General features: G+C 52.9%; 19 protein-coding genes and 4 pseudogenes. 7 read left to right on the forward strand and 16 right to left on the reverse strand.

Features of this window, described 5'->3' with window-relative positions:
• Nucleotides 1-305: 305 nt before the first annotated feature.
• Entirely contained in the window at nt 306-482 is a 177-nt protein-coding gene (locus QZ280_RS10540) for a hypothetical protein (protein WP_293443770.1), read from the reverse strand.
• A gap of 834 nt (nt 483-1,316) precedes the next feature.
• Here QZ280_RS10540 and QZ280_RS10545 point away from each other — a divergent pair.
• Nucleotides 1,317-1,916: pseudogene (locus QZ280_RS10545) on the forward strand (IS5 family transposase); the annotation flags it as partial.
• 106 nt (nt 1,917-2,022) lie between these two features.
• Here QZ280_RS10545 and QZ280_RS10550 read toward each other — a convergent pair.
• Nucleotides 2,023-2,667, reverse strand: coding sequence for a glutathione S-transferase family protein (locus QZ280_RS10550; protein WP_293443773.1), 645 nt, complete (start codon nt 2,665-2,667; stop codon nt 2,023-2,025).
• Nucleotides 2,668-2,776: 109 nt separating this feature from the next.
• Between QZ280_RS10550 and QZ280_RS10555 the strand changes: the two genes are divergently transcribed.
• Entirely contained in the window at nt 2,777-2,914 is a 138-nt protein-coding gene (locus tag QZ280_RS10555) for a hypothetical protein (RefSeq protein WP_293443776.1), read from the forward strand.
• Nucleotides 2,915-2,944: 30 nt separating this feature from the next.
• On the opposite strand, the pseudogene QZ280_RS10560 reads toward QZ280_RS10555, so the two are convergent.
• A pseudogene (locus tag QZ280_RS10560) lies at nt 2,945-4,333 on the reverse strand (IS1182 family transposase).
• Between the two features lie 99 nt (nt 4,334-4,432).
• On the opposite strand from QZ280_RS10560, the pseudogene QZ280_RS10565 reads away from it, so the two are divergent.
• Nucleotides 4,433-4,546 (forward strand): annotated as a pseudogene (locus QZ280_RS10565) (IS3 family transposase); the annotation flags it as partial.
• A gap of 74 nt (nt 4,547-4,620) precedes the next feature.
• On the opposite strand, the pseudogene QZ280_RS10570 reads toward QZ280_RS10565, so the two are convergent.
• The 3 genes and pseudogenes from QZ280_RS10570 to QZ280_RS10580 form a co-directional block, all read right to left on the reverse strand.
• Nucleotides 4,621-4,761: pseudogene (locus QZ280_RS10570) on the reverse strand (IS5/IS1182 family transposase); the annotation flags it as partial.
• Between the two features lie 170 nt (nt 4,762-4,931).
• Entirely contained in the window at nt 4,932-6,092 is a 1,161-nt protein-coding gene (locus QZ280_RS10575) for a PLP-dependent aspartate aminotransferase family protein (protein ID WP_293443779.1), read from the reverse strand.
• A 42-nt stretch (nt 6,093-6,134) separates the two neighbouring features.
• A complete protein-coding gene (locus tag QZ280_RS10580; protein WP_293443782.1) occupies nt 6,135-7,124 on the reverse strand; it encodes an aldo/keto reductase in 990 nt (329 codons plus the stop codon).
• A 271-nt stretch (nt 7,125-7,395) separates the two neighbouring features.
• Here QZ280_RS10580 and QZ280_RS10585 point away from each other — a divergent pair, with 271 nt between their 5' ends.
• Entirely contained in the window at nt 7,396-7,854 is a 459-nt protein-coding gene (locus QZ280_RS10585; protein ID WP_293443785.1) for an OsmC family protein, read from the forward strand.
• A gap of 23 nt (nt 7,855-7,877) precedes the next feature.
• Here the strand turns inward: QZ280_RS10585 and QZ280_RS10590 are convergent, their stop codons facing one another.
• Complete coding sequence (locus tag QZ280_RS10590; protein ID WP_293443788.1) at nt 7,878-9,497, reverse strand: thiamine pyrophosphate-binding protein; 1,620 nt, start codon at nt 9,495-9,497, stop codon at nt 7,878-7,880.
• 298 nt (nt 9,498-9,795) lie between these two features.
• Here QZ280_RS10590 and QZ280_RS10595 point away from each other — a divergent pair, with 298 nt between their 5' ends.
• The gene (locus QZ280_RS10595) at nt 9,796-10,266 is read left to right on the forward strand and encodes a GNAT family N-acetyltransferase (protein ID WP_293443791.1); all 471 of its coding nucleotides are present in this window, start codon (nt 9,796-9,798) and stop codon (nt 10,264-10,266) included.
• 108 nt (nt 10,267-10,374) lie between these two features.
• Here the strand turns inward: QZ280_RS10595 and rplQ are convergent, their stop codons facing one another.
• The 7 genes from rplQ to rplO all read right to left on the reverse strand — a co-directional run bounded on the left by rplQ (nt 10,375) and on the right by rplO (nt 15,571).
• The gene (gene rplQ, locus QZ280_RS10600) at nt 10,375-10,794 is read right to left on the reverse strand and encodes a 50S ribosomal protein L17 (protein ID WP_293443794.1); all 420 of its coding nucleotides are present in this window, start codon (nt 10,792-10,794) and stop codon (nt 10,375-10,377) included.
• A 137-nt stretch (nt 10,795-10,931) separates the two neighbouring features.
• Nucleotides 10,932-11,948 (reverse strand): DNA-directed RNA polymerase subunit alpha, encoded by a 1,017-nt coding sequence (locus tag QZ280_RS10605; RefSeq protein ID WP_040777493.1) that lies wholly within the window; start codon nt 11,946-11,948, stop codon nt 10,932-10,934.
• Nucleotides 11,949-12,060: 112 nt separating this feature from the next.
• Nucleotides 12,061-12,450, reverse strand: coding sequence for a 30S ribosomal protein S11 (gene rpsK / locus QZ280_RS10610; RefSeq protein WP_009828689.1), 390 nt, complete (start codon nt 12,448-12,450; stop codon nt 12,061-12,063).
• Between the two features lie 14 nt (nt 12,451-12,464).
• The gene (rpsM, locus tag QZ280_RS10615) at nt 12,465-12,833 is read right to left on the reverse strand and encodes a 30S ribosomal protein S13 (RefSeq protein ID WP_009829693.1); all 369 of its coding nucleotides are present in this window, start codon (nt 12,831-12,833) and stop codon (nt 12,465-12,467) included.
• Between the two features lie 210 nt (nt 12,834-13,043).
• The gene (locus tag QZ280_RS10620; protein WP_293443803.1) at nt 13,044-13,625 is read right to left on the reverse strand and encodes an adenylate kinase; all 582 of its coding nucleotides are present in this window, start codon (nt 13,623-13,625) and stop codon (nt 13,044-13,046) included.
• Complete coding sequence (gene secY / locus QZ280_RS10625; RefSeq protein ID WP_293443806.1) at nt 13,622-14,986, reverse strand: preprotein translocase subunit SecY; 1,365 nt, start codon at nt 14,984-14,986, stop codon at nt 13,622-13,624. Before secY ends, QZ280_RS10620 begins: the two co-directional genes overlap by 4 nt.
• A 111-nt stretch (nt 14,987-15,097) precedes the next feature.
• Nucleotides 15,098-15,571, reverse strand: a complete 474-nt coding sequence (rplO, locus tag QZ280_RS10630) for a 50S ribosomal protein L15 (protein WP_293443809.1) — start codon at nt 15,569-15,571, stop codon at nt 15,098-15,100.
• A gap of 459 nt (nt 15,572-16,030) precedes the next feature.
• On the opposite strand from rplO, the gene QZ280_RS10635 reads away from it, so the two are divergent.
• Complete coding sequence (locus QZ280_RS10635; RefSeq protein WP_293443812.1) at nt 16,031-16,573, forward strand: YaeQ family protein; 543 nt, start codon at nt 16,031-16,033, stop codon at nt 16,571-16,573.
• On the opposite strand, the gene QZ280_RS10640 is transcribed toward QZ280_RS10635, so the two are convergent.
• Complete coding sequence (locus QZ280_RS10640) at nt 16,570-17,172, reverse strand: class I SAM-dependent methyltransferase (RefSeq protein ID WP_293443815.1); 603 nt, start codon at nt 17,170-17,172, stop codon at nt 16,570-16,572. The genes QZ280_RS10635 and QZ280_RS10640 overlap by 4 nt on opposite strands.
• A gap of 314 nt (nt 17,173-17,486) precedes the next feature.
• On the opposite strand from QZ280_RS10640, the gene QZ280_RS10645 reads away from it, so the two are divergent.
• Complete coding sequence (locus tag QZ280_RS10645; RefSeq protein ID WP_293443818.1) at nt 17,487-17,648, forward strand: hypothetical protein; 162 nt, start codon at nt 17,487-17,489, stop codon at nt 17,646-17,648.
• On the opposite strand, the gene metG is transcribed toward QZ280_RS10645, so the two are convergent.
• A complete protein-coding gene (metG, locus tag QZ280_RS10650) occupies nt 17,645-19,363 on the reverse strand; it encodes a methionine--tRNA ligase (RefSeq protein WP_293443821.1) in 1,719 nt (572 codons plus the stop codon). The two genes, QZ280_RS10645 and metG, sit on opposite strands and share 4 nt — an antisense overlap.
• Between the last annotated feature and the right edge of the window lie 59 nt (nt 19,364-19,422).

Genomic DNA, 19,422 nt, shown 5'->3' on the forward strand with positions numbered 1-19,422 from the left:
GCCGTGAATCATGACAGCGCCGCAAGCTCAATCAGTTAATGGGTCCTGACCCTAGTAAGTAAAACGATGGTGAGGGTCTTTGGCTGCATATCAAACCCAACGGGCGTAGACCGTGGGGCTTACGGGTAATCTAAAACAAGCGCCGCCGAGAAATGGGTCTTGGTACCTATCGGCGTATTAGCTTGGCAAAAGCCCGTAACGCGGCGACCACTTGGCCTCAAATGGCCAAAGATTACCGGCGTCCCCACAAAGCCATTGTCGAGCGTAGACGTTAGAAGGCGCGAGCGCATCGTAAACTGCACGTATCACGCAACGTCGCCAAAGAAGCGGTTGAGAGCAACAAAGCCCAATTGAAATGCGATGGGAAAGCTAGGCGTTGGTTTTGTCCCATTGAATTGCACATCTTGCCAATGCTTGGAGATATGCCCGTTGGGGACCTTGACCGAATCGCGATCCGCGATTGCCTGAAACCAATTTAGCATGAAAAGGGAGCCGAGCGGATGAATAGGGCATGGAGCGTGCTAAGAAAATACCGCTCTGAGAGAAAAACCCGTCATTGTGCAACTCGTTCACTTTGAGGAAGGTAGTCCAGCAATCGTTGGCAATGTTCAATCACGGGGCGGGGTAATAAATTTTGACTCGCTCGCTAGTTCCGAACTTGCAGTCGTATCTATTAACGATCCGTACTCATTCGCGACATGCCCGGCCTAGAGCCGACCTTGGCCGTCCAGTCAAGCTGCTGCGGTGCGGCCCATCATTGCAGTCATTCGCGGCGACTGCGTAATTGGTTGATAGGCGAACTCACACAACCGGACTTTCCCGACATTGATGTATGGGCATATTGCTGACGCAGCATTCATTTGCATTTGCGTTAGAGTTATTTTGGTGACGTCTCAAATTTCACAGGAGCGGCCCTTGAAAGTCATCAAGACCAAGTATTCCAAAACCTTCCTTTCGCAACATTCACCTCTCACTCACGCTCGGTGGAACTTTGCCCCCGCGCGATGATTTTCATAGGGTCTGCTTTTATGACGCAGTAGTGCAACTAAGTAAGAAGAGTGATCGATCCATCAAATTTGTGGGTGCTCAAAGGGCGTATGCAGCTTTTCCAGAGACTTGAACCACTTGGTCACGGTTTCTCGCGTGTGTTCAGCCAATTCAAACTACACTGGTTTGTGTGTCTTGCTTTGAACCACCAATACTCTTCTCCCGCACCCTGCCATCCTTGATCTTGAGACAGGCCACTGCGCGTCAGACTGATCCCGTAGCAAAGATACCGAACAAACGGTAATTAGGTTAAGCTAAGAAGTGGCAAAGGCATCAAGGCCAAAGGTGGAGGCGAGTGGAGCGCCCGCAAGCATCCTTCTCACACATGCAAGCATGTGCTACCGGGCAGAGGGCGGCCCCAAACGCCGAATCTGACGGAAAATACATATTTGAATTGACGACGAAACATTGGAGCTTCGGACGGTCGAGGTCACAAGCAGAAACTCGGAGAGGCTCCCATGCTGCCAGAACTTCTGAACCAAATCTCGCACGATCAGGACATCCGCAACGTCACAGCTGATGGGGCATATAACACGCGTAAATGCGTCGAGTCGATTGCTGCCAGAGGTGCCAATGCCGTGACCCCTCCGCGCAAGAATGCCAAGCCCTATAAGCTGACGAGCGCCGGAGCGATTGCCCGAAACGAAGCGGTCAGTCCGCAGCAATATCTGGGCCATACCTTGTGGCAACGTTGGAATGGATACCACCGCCGAAGCCGCGTCGAAACGAAGATGCACTGCAAGAAACTACTTGGCCAATCGTTGATGGTGAGGTGTTTTGATCGGCAGGTTGCAGAGATCCACGTCCGCATCGCTGTCCTCAACCGCTACACGGCTCTTGGCATACCTATTACGAAGCCTGTAAACTAAACCCGTATGTGGTAAGGCCAAGAGCGTCCTTCGCCTGATTTGTGCAACAAAGCCGACACGGATAACTAGTTTGGGCCGCCTGCCACTGTGGCTCAAGTCTCTTAGACTAATGCGCGCCTTTTTCTCGCATGTAATGGAGCATCGCAGGCCGATATGTGGCGAGTTCTCTGGCAACGGCTGGATGTTTTAACATGTCCGAGCGATAGATCTGTACTGCCGCAGGCCATTCCAACTTCGGCACAACTGTCCCTTCGAAAAGAGCGATCCACTCAAGCGTCACAATAGTACCGAGATCACCCATCCAAAGGCGGTCACGCGGTAATTCCAATTGCTGCAACATGATGCCCAATCCGTACAGCCGCAGATTAATCTGAGTATGTGCTATGCTGATCGTTGCGGCTTCACGCATTTCAGGGTCAACATACGGGAACGTCAGACGCAAAGCAGGTTCCAATCGTGTATCGGAAAATCGAGAGCGTTCCCGAGATCGCGCACGCCCAACAAGCGTGTTAGGTAACATTGGAATTTCCGGATATTTTTCTTCCAGATATTCCGCAATCGCTTCGCTATCTGTCAGCGTCAAGTTTCCGTCAACGAGCGCCGGAATATTGCCCGATGGCACAAGCGCCAGATATGTGGACGACCCACCTCCACCCGGCGGTGGGGCTTCCCTGAAGGATAATTTTTTATGATGCAGTAAAATGCGCAACTTGGCACAGTAGAGCGAATGGTCAGAGGCGTAGATCAGCATATAGCACTTCGGTTTATGAGTAGGATATTCAGAAAATGCTATGCTCTAGCGCTGAAACGCAAGTTGGAAGTTTCGGAAGTGCCCATTCAGCTATGTTAGAATTCAAAGCATGGACCTCACCAAAACGCCGCGTTCCATTTCTAATATCTACTTTGGGGGAGCTGTGGGCGGCATCTTGATGATCGACAAAGGCCTGGCTTGGACCATTTTTGTGGAAAAACAACGTATTGCAGGTGCCCAAAATTAGGAATGGGATATTGCGCGAGCGCCTTTCTTATCAGGCTTGGCGCGTTTGCTGCGGTGCAGGAAAGACCTTTGCCAATTTGCAAAGGTTTTGGGCAGTTTTTAGCAAGAAGGAATTCGTCATTGGCGCCGCAGGGGATACGTAATCAGAGCCTACCCAACCCAAGAATACGTTTAAGCTGGGCAACGAGCATCTCCACCTTCTCTCTTTGCCGCATCGAGATTTTGTATTGCGTGGTCTTGGCAATGTCGCGGGCTACCTAGCGGGTGTCTTCGTTTTCTTCATGGGTGATCTTGCGGGTATCGGCTTTTGGGGCAGCACTTTAATTTGGAGGGACAAGCCTGACATGCGTGTTTTAGAGCTTGGTATTTCGCGACACCTCTGCCAGATGAACCACGGTTTGGGTCTGAATAATTGCGTCAGAACTGCTTGAGAGGTTCACCTTCTGGGCAGATGTACTGGTTGTTCTCGGCATCCCATTCGCAGTCAGCCCGAGACCAAGTTCCATCCTTGCGACCCTACTGATCGATGACAGCGATGTGCGGGGCAATACCGTGTTCGACCAGCCAGCCAAGGTTCATGGCATAACCGTAAGCTGTATCGGAGATGAGACGTTCTGGTTGAAGATCGAAGCGATCTTCGACCCTATCCAGCATGGTTCGTGGTGCCTCAACTTCCGCGCTTAGAATATAACGGCTCGGCTCGACATCGACGATAACGGTCTAACCCGTATCGATTTGATCGTTTGTCGAAAAGTTAAAGAACGCAAGGCCTTTGCGTGCTGCCGTCCACTGGCTTGCGGGATCGGGATGGGACGTAACTTGGGTTCAACCTCCGATGCGGCCAATAATGCAGCATCGTCCAAGACATCGAGATATTCTTTTACTGCACGCGATGCATCGTTTGGATCGATGGCGCTGAAATTCCAATCTTCCTTTGGCGTGGAGTTCTGTTTGCTCGCATCGGTTTCAATCAAACTTGCGTCTGCCAAAAGGCGTTGGCCGCTCACCAGGCCATCTGCGATGCAGCGGCCAACGCTCTTCTCAAACAGATGCCTGAGTAGTTTGCTTTCCCGAAAGCGCCCGTGCCGGTTCTTAAAAAAGGTTGAATGGTTAAGGATTGGATCAGATAAATCGAGACGACATAACCAGCGATAGGCCAGGTTCAGATGCACCTCTTCACACAGGTGGCACTCTGAACGGATGCAAAAACAGTACCCTACCCACAGCATGCAGATCCAAAAATCTCAGGATCAATCAACGGACAGCCCGTGAGGCTATAAAACTCGGCAACACACTGGCGAATGTCACTCAGATCAACAAACCGATCAATCGAGCGCTAGAGGTGATATTTGGGAACATGATCTTCCAGCGAAAACTCATAAAACTGCGCGCCTTGCGCTTTCTGCTTTGGACCCATCATCGCCAAATCCTCCAATCAATATGGCATTTAAACCAGTGAATGAGCTTCCGATCAAGGAAGAGTTTTTCAACAGAATTCGCGAACAGCGAAGATCACTACATTCCTAAGGCACAGGACCAAGCAGCTAAATGGCTCTGGACTTAGAACAACGAGCGACCCAACATGGGCATCGGCGGCAAAACACCCGCTATGAAGATAAAAGCAACCGCATAAATTTTACGGTTGGACCCCATAAAGGGGGAGACTACCAAACAAGTTTGAATAGCTGCATCATTTTATTACTGTTACCGACCCCTCTTGCCGCTTGGCTGCGAGCTCCAAGACATCACTGGATCGAAGCGAAATTACAACGAACTGCGCCACTTTAAACTGTCATTGTAAAACGGCCAATTTGTAATCTTGTACTTCGTAGGGGCCCAACGGCTCATGCCTCAAGCTATCACCCTGGATTCAACCGTGAAACCCAACACTCGATTTGTGCAACATATGCGGTCTCACGCAAAATGAAGGCGACCGTGCTTGATGAAACACTCAAAGCCTTCGACCAAAGGCCCGGTAAAGCCTCATTGTCTCTCGCAATCTGCAGGGGCATTCACAGTTAACCACACGCGCGCACCAAGGCTTGTTCCAGATCGTAAATTAGATCATCTGCCTCTTCGATCCCGATCGACAGACGCAGCAAACGCGGATGCACAGGGAAGCCTTCGCCGGACACGGTTTTACGGTGCTCCACCAGACTTTCCACTCCACCAAGCGATGTCGCAGGATAAAACAACTCGCAAAATCGGGTCACATCAACCGCCGTTTGTTCCGTGCCTTTGATGATGATCGACATCATCCCCCCGAATTGCCCACCTGTCTGGCGCTTGGCAACCTCATGCCCCGGATCAGAGGCAAGGCCGGGATACAATACCGCCTCGATATGGGGATGCCCCTCAAAATGAGTCGCTATCGCCATTGCGTTTTTGCAAGACCGCTCCACCCTCAGAAACAAGGTGCGCATGCCACGGATCAAGAGCCACGCATCTTGCGAATGCAGCACCGTGCCCTGCAATTTGCGCACCATGGCGATGTCATCCCAGAATTGTCCGGTCTCTTTCACCGACAGAACCCCAGCCGTGATATCAGAATGGCCGTTAAGGTATTTGGTGGCCGAGTGGAAAGAGATGTCAGCCCCCAACTCCAGCGCACGAGTCATAGAGGGCGGCGTTGCGGTGCAATCTGCGATCAGTTTGGCACCCGCCTCATGGGCAATCTCTGCGGCGGCGGCAATGTCGGTCACTTCCCAGTTGGGATTGTTGGGCGTTTCCACCCAAACAAGTTGCGTTTCCCCTGCCCGTGCAGCACTCACCAACTCTCCTAGATTGCCCGCAGTATAATAACTAACGGTGATACGTTTGTTCTTCTCGTAGTTCTGAACTTGCTGCAAAACACCATGATACATGACCTTGGGCACGACCACATGCGCGCCTGTGGGCAGGTGTTCAATCACGGCAGTGCAAGCCGACATGCCTGACGAGAACAAGAGCGAATCTGCACCATTCTCGAGTTCTGCAATGATCGCCTCTGCATGTGCCGTCGTTTGGCTGCCATCGCGGCGATACCAATAGGGCTTGCGCACTTCGTAATTCTCATCACGCGCATAGGTGGCAGCGGGCTGGATCGCTGGCACGACCGCGCCTGTTTCCGCCTCCACAAAATGCAAGGCCTGCGCCACGCGCGTGACGATGGATTGCTTACGGTTGCTCTGATCGCTCATGGCTCATGTTCCTCAATATTCAAAGTGATGCGCCATTGCGCTTTAGCAATACCGCTCTGGCCCAACCCACTGCGCTGCGGAATAACGATCCCCATGCGCCCAGCCCACAGGCAAGACCACTTCGATCCGCGCGATATCCTCTTGGGAGAGGTCCATTTCACCGCCTGCTGCCAGTTCTTTCAAATGCGCGATGCTGCGCGTACCGGGGATGGCAATCACCTCTGGCCCTTGATGCAAGACCCAAGCCAGCGCGAGCGTCGCAGCCGACATCCCCATGTCCGCCGCAAGCGCACAGAAATTGGCATTGTAGCTATGGTTCGCACTCAGATGAGGCTCCATAAAGCGCGGATTTCCTTTGAGGAACGGCATGTCTTGAACCGCCGCCAGACTATGTGGCCGATCGGTAAGCAAGCTGCGCCCCACCGGCGAAAAGGCCACCAAAGACGCACCAATGTCAGCGCAGGTCTGGATCAAACCCAGCTCGGGCGAGCGTGTTGACAGCGAATATTCCGATTGAACCGCCGCAATCGCGTGCACCGCATGAGCGCGACGCAAAGACGAGGGCGCGATTTCGGAGTAACCGATGGCTTTGATCTTACCCGCTTTGACAAAACCGGCCATGGTTTCTGTCACCTCTTCGATCTCGTGGCGAAGGTCACGACGATGCAAATAATAAAGATCAATCGCCTCAACACCGAGACGTTTCAGGCTGTCATCCAGCTCTTGTGTAAGGTGCTCGGGCGCGTTGTTAAAACGATGCTCAGGATCACGTGTTATGCCAACTTTGGTAGCGATTGTGAACGGAGTTTCACCACCACGCGCGCGCAGCCAATCGCCGATCACTGTTTCAGAGCGCCCCATGCCATAGGCGTTAGACGTATCCAAATGCGTGATCCCCAACTCCAGACAGGTATCCAGAACACGTGCAGACTCCGCATCATCCGCAGGCCCGTAAAAATCCGTGAACGACATCGCTCCATAGCCGATTGCACTGACCGTTGGCCCGTTTTGTCCCAGTTTACGTTGCTTCATCGCCCTATTCCTTTCGCGCATTTACGCAAAAGTATTTGGTTTGCCTCCCGCTTTGCAAGCGCTGTTAAAGCGGCACCTGATCATATCACCTGTGGTGCCGGCAACACCCAGATCGTTCTGGTCCGCCAAGGGGCATAATTCAATCACAAAACCCAAGCCAAATCGAATTTTCTATGCAATATTATGGCTTAAGCTGAGTCAGCGCTACGCAAAGGTTTGCTGCGCGTCTCAGTCTAGAAGATTTGCTCACACGCTGAAAAGGAGCCAAAGCATGGCCATCAAAATGAAAACCGTCGTCACCTACCGCGCGACCGCGCAGTGCCCAACACACTCGCGCACAGAAATCCCTGTACGTGATTTGCACGTTGTGATCGACGAACCGCTTGAGCGCGATGGCACTAACCTCGGCCCCACGCCAACCGAAGCCGCGATGACCGCTTTGATCGCTTGCACAAATGTGATTGGCCACAAGAACGCACATCGTTTGGGCGTCGAGCTGGGCGAGGTCACGATTGATGCAGATTGCAAGTTTGATCGGCGTGGCGTGCTGATGCAGGAAGAAATCGACGTACCGTTTCCTGCAATCACTTTGACGGTGAATTGCAAAACCGAGGCGTCCCAAGCGGACTTGGATCATGTCGGTGTTGAAACCGCCAAATACTGCGCAATTGCCAAGCTATTTTCAGCCGCAGGGACGGATCTGACGGTGAATTGGGTCAAGATCGACTAGGCTTTTTTGAGCCCCGCGACGCTTTATATCCGCATGCGGGGCACATCATTTGGATCAAGTTTCAGCTCCATCAAGAACGGGCCCTTGCGGGCTGTCATCGCTTCAATCGCGCTCTCCAACTCATACTTGGAGGACACCTCGACACCCTCCCCACCCAAGGAACGCGCTACCTCTGCAAAAGAGGGCCAGTTAAATTCTGTCAGGCTTGGGTCCATTTTGCGATCGATAAACTGAATATGTTCCGCCCCATACGCGGAATCGTTCGCGATGATCACAATCAGATCGAGCCCAAGACGCACAGCCGTGTTAAACTCATTGATGCCCCCCATCATAAAGCCACCATCGCCGCTAAACATCACCACAGGGCGTTCGGGTGCGCCAAGCCCTGCGCCAATCGCTTCTTGCAAGCCCAAGCCAATCGCACCGAAATTCACAGTCGCGACAAAGCTTTGCGGGTTCGGCGCAGAAATGCGGCACCAGACCTCAGTCATGAAACGCCCGCCATCAGAGACCAGGACACGATCCTTCGGCAAAGCCTCTTCCAAGCGACCCAAAGCATGAACGTAATTCACAAAGCCTTCGGTGTTCTTTTGTGACCCAACCGGATGCGCAGTCAATGCGGGCACATCCAGTTCGCGGGTAAACCCACTTGCCGCGATCTCCGCCTCGTTCAGCCACCACAGGATCGTTTCTGCCGTCAGCCCCGCATCCGCCACCAAAGCCGCGTCAGGATGCAGGCCACCGCCAATCGCTTCAGGCTCCACATCGATCTGCACGATGCGCTTGTCTTTCATCAACTTACCACGGTCCGTGGTGAAATCATGCAAGGCGGTTCCGAAACAAATGATGCAATCCGATTGCGCGATAAGATCATAAGCGGCTGGCGTGGACAGCGTGCCGAAGATGTCGATGTTATAGGGATGGTCGTTGAACAACCCCTTGGCTTTCAGGGTTGTCGCCAGTGGTGCTTCCAAACGATCCGCCAGCGCAATCAGTTGATCCCGCGCATGATTCGCACCCGCCCCCGCAAGGATCAAAGGCCGCCGTGCAGAGGCGATCATCCCAATCGCATTGTCCAACGTATCCCCCTCAGCCACGCCACCGGGTGCTGTGAACACATCAAGCACTTGCATGTCATGCGTCACCTCTTGCCACATAAAATCCGCAGGCATGTTCAGCACGATCGGGCGACGTTCCACCTGAGCGCGATAAAAGGCGCGCGCAACGTCCTTCCCCGTGGTCGCGGGCGAGCGGAGTTGTTCGAACCCTGCCCCACTAGCTTTGACGACCTCGCGTTGATCAATGCTTTGCAGATGACGCGGATTATCAACGGGCGTGTCCCCCACAAGAATAACCATCGCCACATGTCCCCGCGCCGCTTCGGTCAACGCGGTCATCGCATTGGTCAGTGCTGGCCCATGAGTGATCGTCGCCACGCCCACTTTGCCCGACACATGCGCATAAGCCAGCGCCATCAAGACCGCACTGCCCTCATGCGCGGCTGGGATAAAGCGACCATTCCGTTCACGCACGAAAGCGTCCACCATAAAGAGGTTCGCATCCCCCATGAGGCCGAACATAGTATCGACACCATGCTCGTGGGTCGCGCGTGCAATGGATTGGTAGACGTGGGTGGCGGTCATTTTGGGGCTTTCCTGCTGGGGTTGGTGACTTTAGTAGCGGATGCGACATGCGAGAATGACGCAAAAAACCTAAAAATACGTATAAATATGCGGCATTTATACGAATATGGCCTAATAGCTGCGGAACATCTTCAATTTTCACAAAATAATGCGCTGAATGCAGCCTACACGCGCCCTTACTCAGCTTGAAGATGGGGGCTTTTTAAAAGTTGTTGAACGGCTGCTATGCGGACGAAGTTACCATTGTTGCGCAACGGCTTTTCTTTATCATCACCAAGCCAAGCTAAAGGATGGATGGATGAAAATCATTATTCGTAAAGGATGTGATGCCGATGGAGCTGAAGCAATCAATGTGGTGCGCCGATCAATCTCCGAATTATGCGTCGCAGATCATGAAGGTGATGCCCGAGAAGTTGCGGATTGGTTGTCCAACAAGACAGAAACGTCATGGGGGGAATGGCTCATGCGCGGCGATGCGACCGTGCTCGTAGGTGTAAAAGCCAGTGAAATTATTGGGGTCGGAATGGTAGATCACGATGGAGAAGTCTTGCTGAATTACGTTCTACCTGATGCTCGGTTCTCTAGCGTAAGCAAAGCGTTACTCGAATCTTTAGAGAGTGTGGCTGTCGAAGTGGGCAGTCGAGAATGCGTATTGGAAAGCACCAAAACGGCTAAGAAATTCTACGAAAGCTGTGGTTACAAATCGACGAATAAAACAAGTCTGACGCTGGCAAAGCCGCTTCAGAGAGCTGTGGCTGATTGTAAGTAAGGGCGAGAAGCAGATTTTACGTTTCGTACTCCCTCCCACTCCGCAAACGCAAAAAGCCCCCGCATCACGCGAGGGCCTTTCTAAATCTTAAACCGTTAAGCCAGTGGCTTACTCGTCCGTGTCTGCTTCCGCTGCAACGCGCGCTTTGTCAGCCGCGCCTTTCGCGTCAACGTCGCGGTCAACCAATTCGATGATCGCCATTGGTGCCATATCACCGTAGCGGAAGCCCGCTTTGAGAACGCGTGTGTAGCCACCTGGGCGGTCTGCGTAGCGTGGGCCGAGGATTTCGAACAGTTTTGCAACGTCCTTGTCTTCCTTCAGCTGAGCCGCAGCCTGACGACGCGCGTGCAGATCGCCGCGTTTGCCAAGTGTGATGATCTTATCCATGATACGCTTCAGCTCTTTAGCTTTAGGAAGCGTTGTTTTGATTTGCTCATGCTCGATGAGCGAGCCTGCCATGTTCGCCCAGAGCGCTTTACGGTGCTCGTGAGTACGGTTTAGGCGGCGGTAACCTTTTGCGTGACGCATGTGTCTTCTCCAATAATGTGCCCTCTACGGGCTGTTTTTGCTTTGTCTGGCAGCGGATGCGTACTCCACTACTCTCCTTGGGGCGATGTGCCCGGGTCGTAAAGTAAGGTGCGTCTTATGACGCACCTTACCAATTCTTAAAAGGCGTCTTCGAATTTCTTCGCAAGATCTTCGATGTTGTCCGGTGGCCAGTCCTCGACGTCCATGCCAAGGTGCAAGCCCATACCTGACAGCACTTCTTTGATCTCGTTCAAAGACTTGCGGCCGAAGTTTGGCGTGCGCAGCATTTCTGCTTCGGTTTTCTGGATCAGATCGCCGATGTAAACGATGTTGTCGTTCTTCAAGCAGTTCGCGGAACGTACGGAAAGCTCCAGCTCGTCCACTTTCTTCAGCAGAAGTGGGTTGAACTCAAGACCATCGTCCTCATCCTTCGCGGATGCGGACTCGGGCTCATCGAAGTTCACGAAGATAGACAGCTGATCTTGCAAAATGCGCGCCGCGTAAGCAACCGCGTCATCAGGCGTCAAAGAGCCGTCTGTTTCGACTTTCATCGTCAGCTTGTCATAATCGAGCACCTGACCTTCGCGGGTCGGCTGCACGTCATAAGACACTTTCTTAACAGGCGAGTAGATCGCATCGATCGGGATAAGACCGATTGGCGCGTCTTCTGGCTTATTCTTCTCAGCAGCCACATAGCCCTTGCCCGTATTCACAGTCAGTTCCATGTACACATCTGCACCATCGTCGAGGTGGCAGATTACGTGCTCGCGGTTGAGAACTTCGATTCCAGCACTGTCGGAAATGTCACCCGCGGTGACAATGCCTGGGCCCTTTGCATTGATTGAAAGACGCTTTGGCCCTTCAACTTCCATGCGCAAGGACACGCCTTTGAGGTTCAAAACGATGTCTGTGACATCTTCGCGAACGCCGGCTACCGAAGAAAACTCGTGCAAAACGTTGTCGATTTGTACGGATGTGATTGCTGCGCCCTGAAGCGAGCTCATCAATACACGGCGCAGCGCGTTACCAAGCGTGAGGCCAAAGCCGCGCTCAAGAGGTTCTGCAACAACCGTTGCTTGACGACCAGCGTCGTTTCCTGGCTTTACATCAAGCTGTGTTGGCTTAATTAATTCTGCCCAATTTTTGTGGATCATACGTCCCTCCATCCTTGTTTCGACCTCATGTCCAAAAGACCAAAACGCTCGAGGTTAAAATGACGAAGCAGAGGCCGCGCAGACACGCAGCCTCTACCATAGAAATCAGTGCTTAGACGCGGCGGCGCTTTGGTGGGCGGCAACCGTTGTGAGCCATAGGAGTCACGTCGCGAATGGAAGTGATGTTGAAGCCTGCCGCTGCAAGTGCACGAAGTGCGCTCTCGCGACCAGAGCCTGGGCCCTGAACTTCAACTTCCAGCGTCTTCACGCCATGCTCAGCAGCCTTGCGGCCAGCGTCTTCAGCAGCCATCTGCGCCGCATATGGCGTGGACTTACGTGAGCCCTTAAAGCCCATCGTGCCCGCAGATGACCAAGAAATTGCGTTACCCTGAACGTCAGAGATAAGAATCTTAGTGTTGTTGAACGAAGAGTTCACGTGAGCAACGCCAGCGGCGATGTTCTTGGAGACCTTCTTTTTGGTGCGTTTAGCTTCGCGTGCCATTAGTCAGTCCTCCCTTACTTCTTCTTACCAGCAATGGCCTTTGCAGGACCTTTGCGAGTACGAGCATTTGTAGATGTGCGCTGACCACGAACTGGCAGGTTACGGCGGTGACGCAGGCCTCGATAACAACCAAGGTCCATCAAACGTTTGATGTTCATCTGCGTCTCACGGCGAAGGTCGCCTTCAACGTTGTACGTTGCGTCGATGTGCTCGCGAACCGCGAGAACTTCCGCATCTGAGAGCTCGTTTACACGACGCGTTTCGTCGATTTTAACAGCTTCGCAGATTGCTTTGGCAGAGGCAGGGCCAATGCCAGTGATATATGTGAGGGCGATCGGGACCCGCTTATGGGTCGGGATGTTTACGCCGGCAATACGTGCCACGTGTGGACTTCCTTTTCGTTGCGAGTCCGTAATGCCGGACCCTTTTTTACAACATAAAACCCTGGGCAATTTAGCCGAGGGATTAAGCTGATCAGGTGATCTGTCAAATAAGGGTAGCTACCCCAGATCCGACGGTTGATTCTCGTTAGAGATAGCGGTGGTTAGGACCTTTTGCGAAGAGGGTCAATAGGTCCTCAAGCTAAGTGCGGTTCAGGCGTCCAAAACACCCGCGATCTCTGCCTTAACGCCATCCATCGTGCCAAGGCCATCAACGCCTTTCAGCAAACCTTTCGCATGATAATAGCCAATAAGCGGTGACGTTTGCTTGTAGTACGCCATCAAGCGGATCTTCAGGCTTTCCGCGTTGTCGTCCGCACGCGCAGTGCCACCAGCAGCGACAGCATCAGCCGCACGGCCAACAATGCGATCAACCAAAACGTCGTCATCCACTTGCAATTCAATCGCATGATCCAGAACTTCGCCCTGCTCCGCCATCAATCCAGTCAATGCATCCGCTTGCGCTAATGTGCGTGGAAAACCGTCAAATATGAAACCGCCAGCCTTATCGCCTTCAAGCTTCTCGCGGATCAGACCAATCACAGTCTCGTCCGTGACCAAATCTCCGCGCGCCATAACATCCGCCACGATCTTGCCCATTTCTGTGCCGCTATCTTTGGCTTCGCGCAGCATGTCACCAGTACTAAGCTGGATCATATTGCGGTCTTCTACGAGCATTTGAGCTTGAGTACCTTTACCCGCTCCGGGTGGTCCTAGAAGAATAATATGTGTCATCGGCGAATTGGACTCCGTTTTTTACGTCCTTTGCCACCCTTACCGCGCAGCTGTGATTTCTGGATCAGACCTTCATACTGATGTGCGAGTAAGTGACTCTGCACCTGTTGAATTGTATCCATTGTCACCGATACAACGATCAAAACCGACGTTCCACCGAAATAAAACGGTATGGCGAATTGGCCGCGGATGATTTCTGGCAGTAAGCACACCAAAGTCAGGTAAGCAGAACCAAGTACCAAGAGTCGAGAGACCACGAAGTCGAGGTATTCAGCGGTTTTCTTACCTGGACGTACGCCTGGCACAAAACCGTTCTGGTTCTTCAAGTTATCCGCAACATCATCGACTTTGAAGCTGACATTGAATGTATAAAAGAAAGTGAAGAAGACGATCATCGCCGCGAAGAACAATAGATAAAGCGGCTGACCAGGGCCGAAGTACGCAAGCAACGTGGACATCACCGGACCCGTGGAATTGCCCGAGAATGTCGAAATTGTCGCAGGTAGCAGTAGCAATGAAGATGCGAAGATCGCCGGGATAACGCCCGCTGGATTTACCTTAACTGGCAAATGCGAGGATGAGCCTTCCTGCACGCGCATACCAACTTGACGACGCGGATACTGGATATGGATCTTGCGCAAAGCGCGCTCCATAAACACCACAAAGGCAATGGTGACGACCACCATCAAAATAACACCGACGATAACCGCAGGAGAGATCGCACCGGAACGCCCTGATGCGAAGAACTGCGCCAAAGCGGCTGGAACTTCGGCAATAATACCGACGAAGATGATCAAAGAAATACCGTTGCCGATTCCGCGTGCAGTAATCTGCTCACCCAGCCACATAAGGAACATTGTGCCGCCAACGAGCGTGATCAGACATGCCGCGCGGAAATAAAGACCGCCCTCAGTGACCAAACCACCTGCTTCCAGCGACACCGCAAGGCCATAAGCCTGCATCGTCGCCAAAGCCACCGTGCCGTAGCGCGTGTATTGGTTGATCTTCTTCTGGCCCTGCTGGCCCTCTTTCTTCAATTGCTCAAGCTGCGGCACCATGGAGGTGAGCAACTGCACAATAATAGAGGCCGAGATATAAGGCATAATGCCCAGAGCAAAGATGCCCATGCGGCCCAAAGCACCACCTGTGAACATGGACACCATACCACCAATGCCCTGCCCTGCGCTTTCCATAAATTCACGCAGCGCGGCGCCATCAATTCCAGGAACCGGAATAAACGTGCCCAATCGATAAACGATGAGCAAACCTAGCGTGAAAAGGATGCGATTGCGAAGATCAGTGGCTTTGCCAAGGGCGGCCCAACTTGTGTTGGCTGCCATTTGTTCTGCTGCGGATACCATGAACGGCTCTCTTTTGAATGTAAAACGCCGCCCTGTGCGTTTTCGGCGCAAGGCAGCATTTAGGAAAACGTCTCAAGTTACTTAGGGGCTAGACTGCCCCGTCACAACCTCTTATTCAGCCGCTGGTACTTTTGTGACCGTCAGTGAGCCACCCGCTTTTTCCACCGCATCGACCGCTGCTTTAGAAGCACCTGTCACTGTGATATTCAGCTTGGTCGTCACTTCACCCTTCGCCAGCACGCGAATACCGTCTTTGATACGACGTACGAGGCCGGAAGCTACAAGGCTTTCCTCGGTGATCGCTGCTTTCGCGTCGATCTTGCCTGCGTCTACAAATTTCTGGATCAAGCCCAAGTTCACAACGGAGTGTGTTTTGGCGTTGATGTTGTTGAAACCACGCTTTGGAAGACGTTGGTAGAGAGGCATCTGGCCACCCTCAAAACCCTTGATCGCTACACCTGAGCGGGATTTTTGACCTTTGATACCACGGCCACCAGTCTTACCCATGCCGGAACCAACACCGCGACCAATACGCTTGCGTTTTTTCGTGGCACCTGGATTGTCGTGCAGTTCATTCAGTTTCATGTCGCTTCTCCTTTGCCGGATGCGACCCCCAGCGACGGGAGTGGCCGAACACGGCGTATAATTGATTCGTACGTGGCACGGTTTGCCCCTTGCGGGCGTATAGTCGGGGTGGGGGTTTGTGGCAAGGGGCGATAAGCACAACCCATAGGTTCTTTAGAAAGGACCGTAATCGGCAAGTATCTGTTTTTCCAAAATGGCCGAAGGCACTCTTCTTCTTTGAGCAAGTTCCTCCCTATGCTACTTTCAGTTTTTAGGTGCTGATTTTCATAACTATTTTAATAACTATAAAGAGTTCACGATGTTACGAACCGCCCTTTCCAGCCTAATTTGTTCACTATTATAGCAAGTATTTTTCTGATAACTCAGGAACAGATGGGGCCGATCGGGCATCCCCGCTCCTCTTCCCATCTTCCTCCAAACACATTACGCAGCCCCAACTTCACAAAGGTGGCACGCATAATGGCGCAGAAATCTACAATTTATAAAGTCGAAATCTCCATCTCTGACATGGATCAGCATTATTACGAGACCCACAAGCTCACCATCGCCAAGCATCCATCCGAAACCGATGAACGCTTGATGGTACGTGTGCTGGCCTTCGCGCTTAACGCTCACGAGCATCTGGAAATGACCAAGGGCCTCTCCTCCGACGATGAACCCGATATCTGGCAAAAATCCCTAAGTGGTGAACTAGAGCTTTGGGTCGCGCTTGGCCTGCCCAGCGAAAAGATCGTGCGTCAATCCAGTGGGAAATCAAAACAGGTGATCGTTTATGCCTATGGCTCCACCGCGGAAATGTGGTGGGATAAGATCAAGAACAGCACGACGCGTTTTGATAATCTGAAGGTCGTGAACCTTGCGCAAAGCGACACACAAAATTTGGCCGAACTCGCCAATCGGTCGATGAAAGTGCAGGTGAATATCCAAGAGGGCGACGTGATGCTGAGCGCAGATGACAGCATCGTATACGTCACTCCGGTCACCTGGAAAGACGCGAGTTAGGCAATCATAAACACATCATAGCGCGTTGATTTTCCTATGATTTGATGAGAACACGCTCGCACATCTGCGATTGGATCAGCCTTTGCGGGCCACTTCAAAACCACGCGTTTTTGCGCACACTCTAAAGCCACGCGCAGTAAATCAGCGGCGTCTTCATCCGTCCCAACAATCTCGCGCACTTGACGCAATTCACGTTTCACCAGTGCAGAATTCTTACGCGGCGGATGCATCGGATCGATTAAGATCGCGTCGGCTATCAAATTAGACAAGAGATCTTTTGCGTCGCCGTGAAGCAGAGTCATGCGCGCCATAATCTCTCCGAAATCGCCCCCCTCTTGCGTCGCGCGCGCCATCGCGTCTTCAAGCAACGCGTGCATCTTGGGGGAGCGTTCGATCAGCGTCACATCCGCCCCCAAAGAGGCCAGCAAAAACGCATCGCGTCCAAGACCCGCCGTTGCATCAATCACCGTGGGAGTCTTACCCGCGCGTAGGCCCATCGCCTTGGGCAAGTCCTGCCCGCGCCCGCCGCCAAAGCGGAGGCGATGCGCGACAGGGCCGTTCACGAAATCCACGCGTAACTCTGGATGTGTTTGCGTCATGCCCTGCTCACCGCGCGCATCCTTCTCAGTGTGTTAACGCGCAATACGCTAAAACAGAGCCTGAGCTCAAGAACGGCACGATCCACGATCCCATCTTGTTTAAGACCAACGGTAAACATTCCGGTCAAGGTGCCCTTGTTTTAAAACAGACCCAAAGCGCTGCTTTGGATGTGATCAACAGATACGTTCTCGGCAGGCCTGCCACACCGTTTACCGCCCCACAACCACGCCTCCCTGCCAGCACTCCATGCTGCGCGGGGCGTTTGGCGTACTTAAGAGGTGAAAAAACTGCGCGCCTCTGCTAAGTTACGCGCATGGATATTACAGTTCTCGGCTTTTACGCCCTTGTGTGCGGTGTGCTGAGCGTCGCGGCCCCTCGTTTTGGTACAGCTTTCGTGCGCTTCGGGCTAGGTGCCGCGATTGGTGTTCTTGCGGCGCTGATCCTGCCATCGCTGCGTAGCATACTCGGCCTCTAGTCGCGTGTACCTGCGAAACGTGCCTGCCACTCTTCACGCTCGTCATCAGTGATCTTGCGGAAGGTCACATCGGGCACAGTAAACGCGTCCCCCACAGCCAAACTGCCAAGCGCCGCGCTGATATCATCCGGCCACTCTGCATCTTCCGTGTGCATCGCTTTCATCAAATCTTCTGCCGCATCGGGAATGAACGGCGCTGACAGAACCGCGTAAAGACGGATCAAGTTCAAAGCCAAACGGATCTGCGCCGCCGCCTTTTCGGGGTCCTCTTTGAACGTCACCCAAGGTGCCGCCGTTTGCAAATACTCATTACCCGCCACCCAGATCGCGCGCAATTCAGACGCGGATTTGCGCACTTCCATGGCATCCATGTGGCCCTCATAAGCGCGCACACGAGTTGTCAGCTCCGCGATCAAAGCCTCTTCCTGTTCGCCCCATTTACCGCCCTCCGGCACCACTTCGCCGAATTTGGAGCGGCAGAATTTGGTCACGCGCGAGACAAAGTTACCAAGCACATCCGCGAGATCCTTATTTACAGAGGCTTGGAAATTCTCCCACGTAAATTCGCTATCGCTGCTTTCTGGCACGTGGCTCAAGAGCCACCAACGCCAATAATCGCTTGGCAAGATCGCCAAGGCTTGATCCATAAACACACCGCGCCCGCGCGAGGTAGAGAACTGACCGCCATCATAATTGAGGTAATTCAAGCCCTTGATGTAATCGACTAGCTTCCATGGCTCGCCTGAGCCTAGAATCGTCACAGGGAAGCTCAATGTATGAAAAGGAATGTTATCCTTGCCCATGAACTGGGTGTAACGCACATCCTCCGCACCCATATCGGTGCGCCACCAGCGCTGCCAATCCGCATCAGACTTGCCATTGGCATCGGCCCATTCCTTGGCGCAAGCGATGTATTCAATCGGCGCATCGAACCACACATAAAAGACCTTACCCGCCATGCCCGGCCAATCCTCTGTGCCGCGCTTCACGGGCACGCCCCAGCTCAGATCCCGCGTGATCCCGCGATCCTGAAGACCATCGCCATCATGCAACCACTTCTTCGCAATCGAGGTGGTCAGCACAGGCCAATCGTTTTTGCTCTCGATCCATTCGCTCAGCTGGTCTTTCATTTGGCTTTGACGCAGATACAAATGCTTGGTCTCGCGCATTTCCAGATCGGTGGAACCCGAGATCGTTGAATACGGATTGATCAAATCAACCGGGTCAAGCTGCTTGGTGCAATTGTCACATTGATCGCCACGCGCACTCTCGAATCCGCAATTGGGGCATGTGCCCTCGATATAGCGATCAGGTAAAAAACGCCCGTCAGTATTGGAATAAATCTGCTGTTCCGTGACTTCCTCGATCAGGCCCTCATCCGCCAAACGCCCTGCAAAGTGCTGGGTGAAGTCGCGGTTTTGTTGAGATGAAGAACGGCCAAAATGATCAAACGACATGCGAAAGCCCTTGGCGATCTCATCCTGCACAGCCCACATTTCAGCGCAGTACTCATCGACAGGTTTTCCCGCTTTCGCAGCGGCCAATTCAGCCGGTGTGCCGTGCTCATCTGTGGCGCAAAGGAACAAAACCTCATTCCCGCGCGCGCGCTGGAACCGTGCGTAGAGATCCGCAGGCAATTGGCTGCCCACCAGATTGCCAAGATGTTTGATGCCATTGATATAAGGGATCGCCGAAGTGATGAGATGCCGAGCCATGATGCGCCTTTTGTGTGAACGTTCCCCCGTTTAGCCCAGCGCGATGTGCGGTGCCAGAC

It is taken from the genome of Planktotalea sp. (genome assembly GCF_018607995.1).
Lineage (GTDB): Bacteria > Pseudomonadota > Alphaproteobacteria > Rhodobacterales > Rhodobacteraceae > Planktotalea.

Coding starts and splice junctions, on each gene's coding strand:
- QZ280_RS10540 (WP_293443770.1), bottom strand. CDS start 482: ATGCTAAATTGGTTTCAGGCAATCGCGGATCGCGATTCGGTCAAGGTC.
- QZ280_RS10550 (WP_293443773.1), bottom strand. CDS start 2,667: ATGCTGATCTACGCCTCTGACCATTCGCTCTACTGTGCCAAGTTGCGC.
- QZ280_RS10555 (WP_293443776.1), top strand. CDS start 2,777: ATGGACCTCACCAAAACGCCGCGTTCCATTTCTAATATCTACTTTGGG.
- QZ280_RS10575 (WP_293443779.1), bottom strand. CDS start 6,092: ATGAGCGATCAGAGCAACCGTAAGCAATCCATCGTCACGCGCGTGGCG.
- QZ280_RS10580 (WP_293443782.1), bottom strand. CDS start 7,124: ATGAAGCAACGTAAACTGGGACAAAACGGGCCAACGGTCAGTGCAATC.
- QZ280_RS10585 (WP_293443785.1), top strand. CDS start 7,396: ATGGCCATCAAAATGAAAACCGTCGTCACCTACCGCGCGACCGCGCAG.
- QZ280_RS10590 (WP_293443788.1), bottom strand. CDS start 9,497: ATGACCGCCACCCACGTCTACCAATCCATTGCACGCGCGACCCACGAG.
- QZ280_RS10595 (WP_293443791.1), top strand. CDS start 9,796: ATGAAAATCATTATTCGTAAAGGATGTGATGCCGATGGAGCTGAAGCA.
- rplQ (WP_293443794.1), bottom strand. CDS start 10,794: ATGCGTCACGCAAAAGGTTACCGCCGCCTAAACCGTACTCACGAGCAC.
- QZ280_RS10605 (WP_040777493.1), bottom strand. CDS start 11,948: ATGATCCACAAAAATTGGGCAGAATTAATTAAGCCAACACAGCTTGAT.
- rpsK (WP_009828689.1), bottom strand. CDS start 12,450: ATGGCACGCGAAGCTAAACGCACCAAAAAGAAGGTCTCCAAGAACATC.
- QZ280_RS10620 (WP_293443803.1), bottom strand. CDS start 13,625: ATGACACATATTATTCTTCTAGGACCACCCGGAGCGGGTAAAGGTACT.
- secY (WP_293443806.1), bottom strand. CDS start 14,986: ATGGTATCCGCAGCAGAACAAATGGCAGCCAACACAAGTTGGGCCGCC.
- rplO (WP_293443809.1), bottom strand. CDS start 15,571: ATGAAACTGAATGAACTGCACGACAATCCAGGTGCCACGAAAAAACGC.
- QZ280_RS10635 (WP_293443812.1), top strand. CDS start 16,031: ATGGCGCAGAAATCTACAATTTATAAAGTCGAAATCTCCATCTCTGAC.
- QZ280_RS10640 (WP_293443815.1), bottom strand. CDS start 17,172: ATGACGCAAACACATCCAGAGTTACGCGTGGATTTCGTGAACGGCCCT.
- QZ280_RS10645 (WP_293443818.1), top strand. CDS start 17,487: ATGGATATTACAGTTCTCGGCTTTTACGCCCTTGTGTGCGGTGTGCTG.
- metG (WP_293443821.1), bottom strand. CDS start 19,363: ATGGCTCGGCATCTCATCACTTCGGCGATCCCTTATATCAATGGCATC.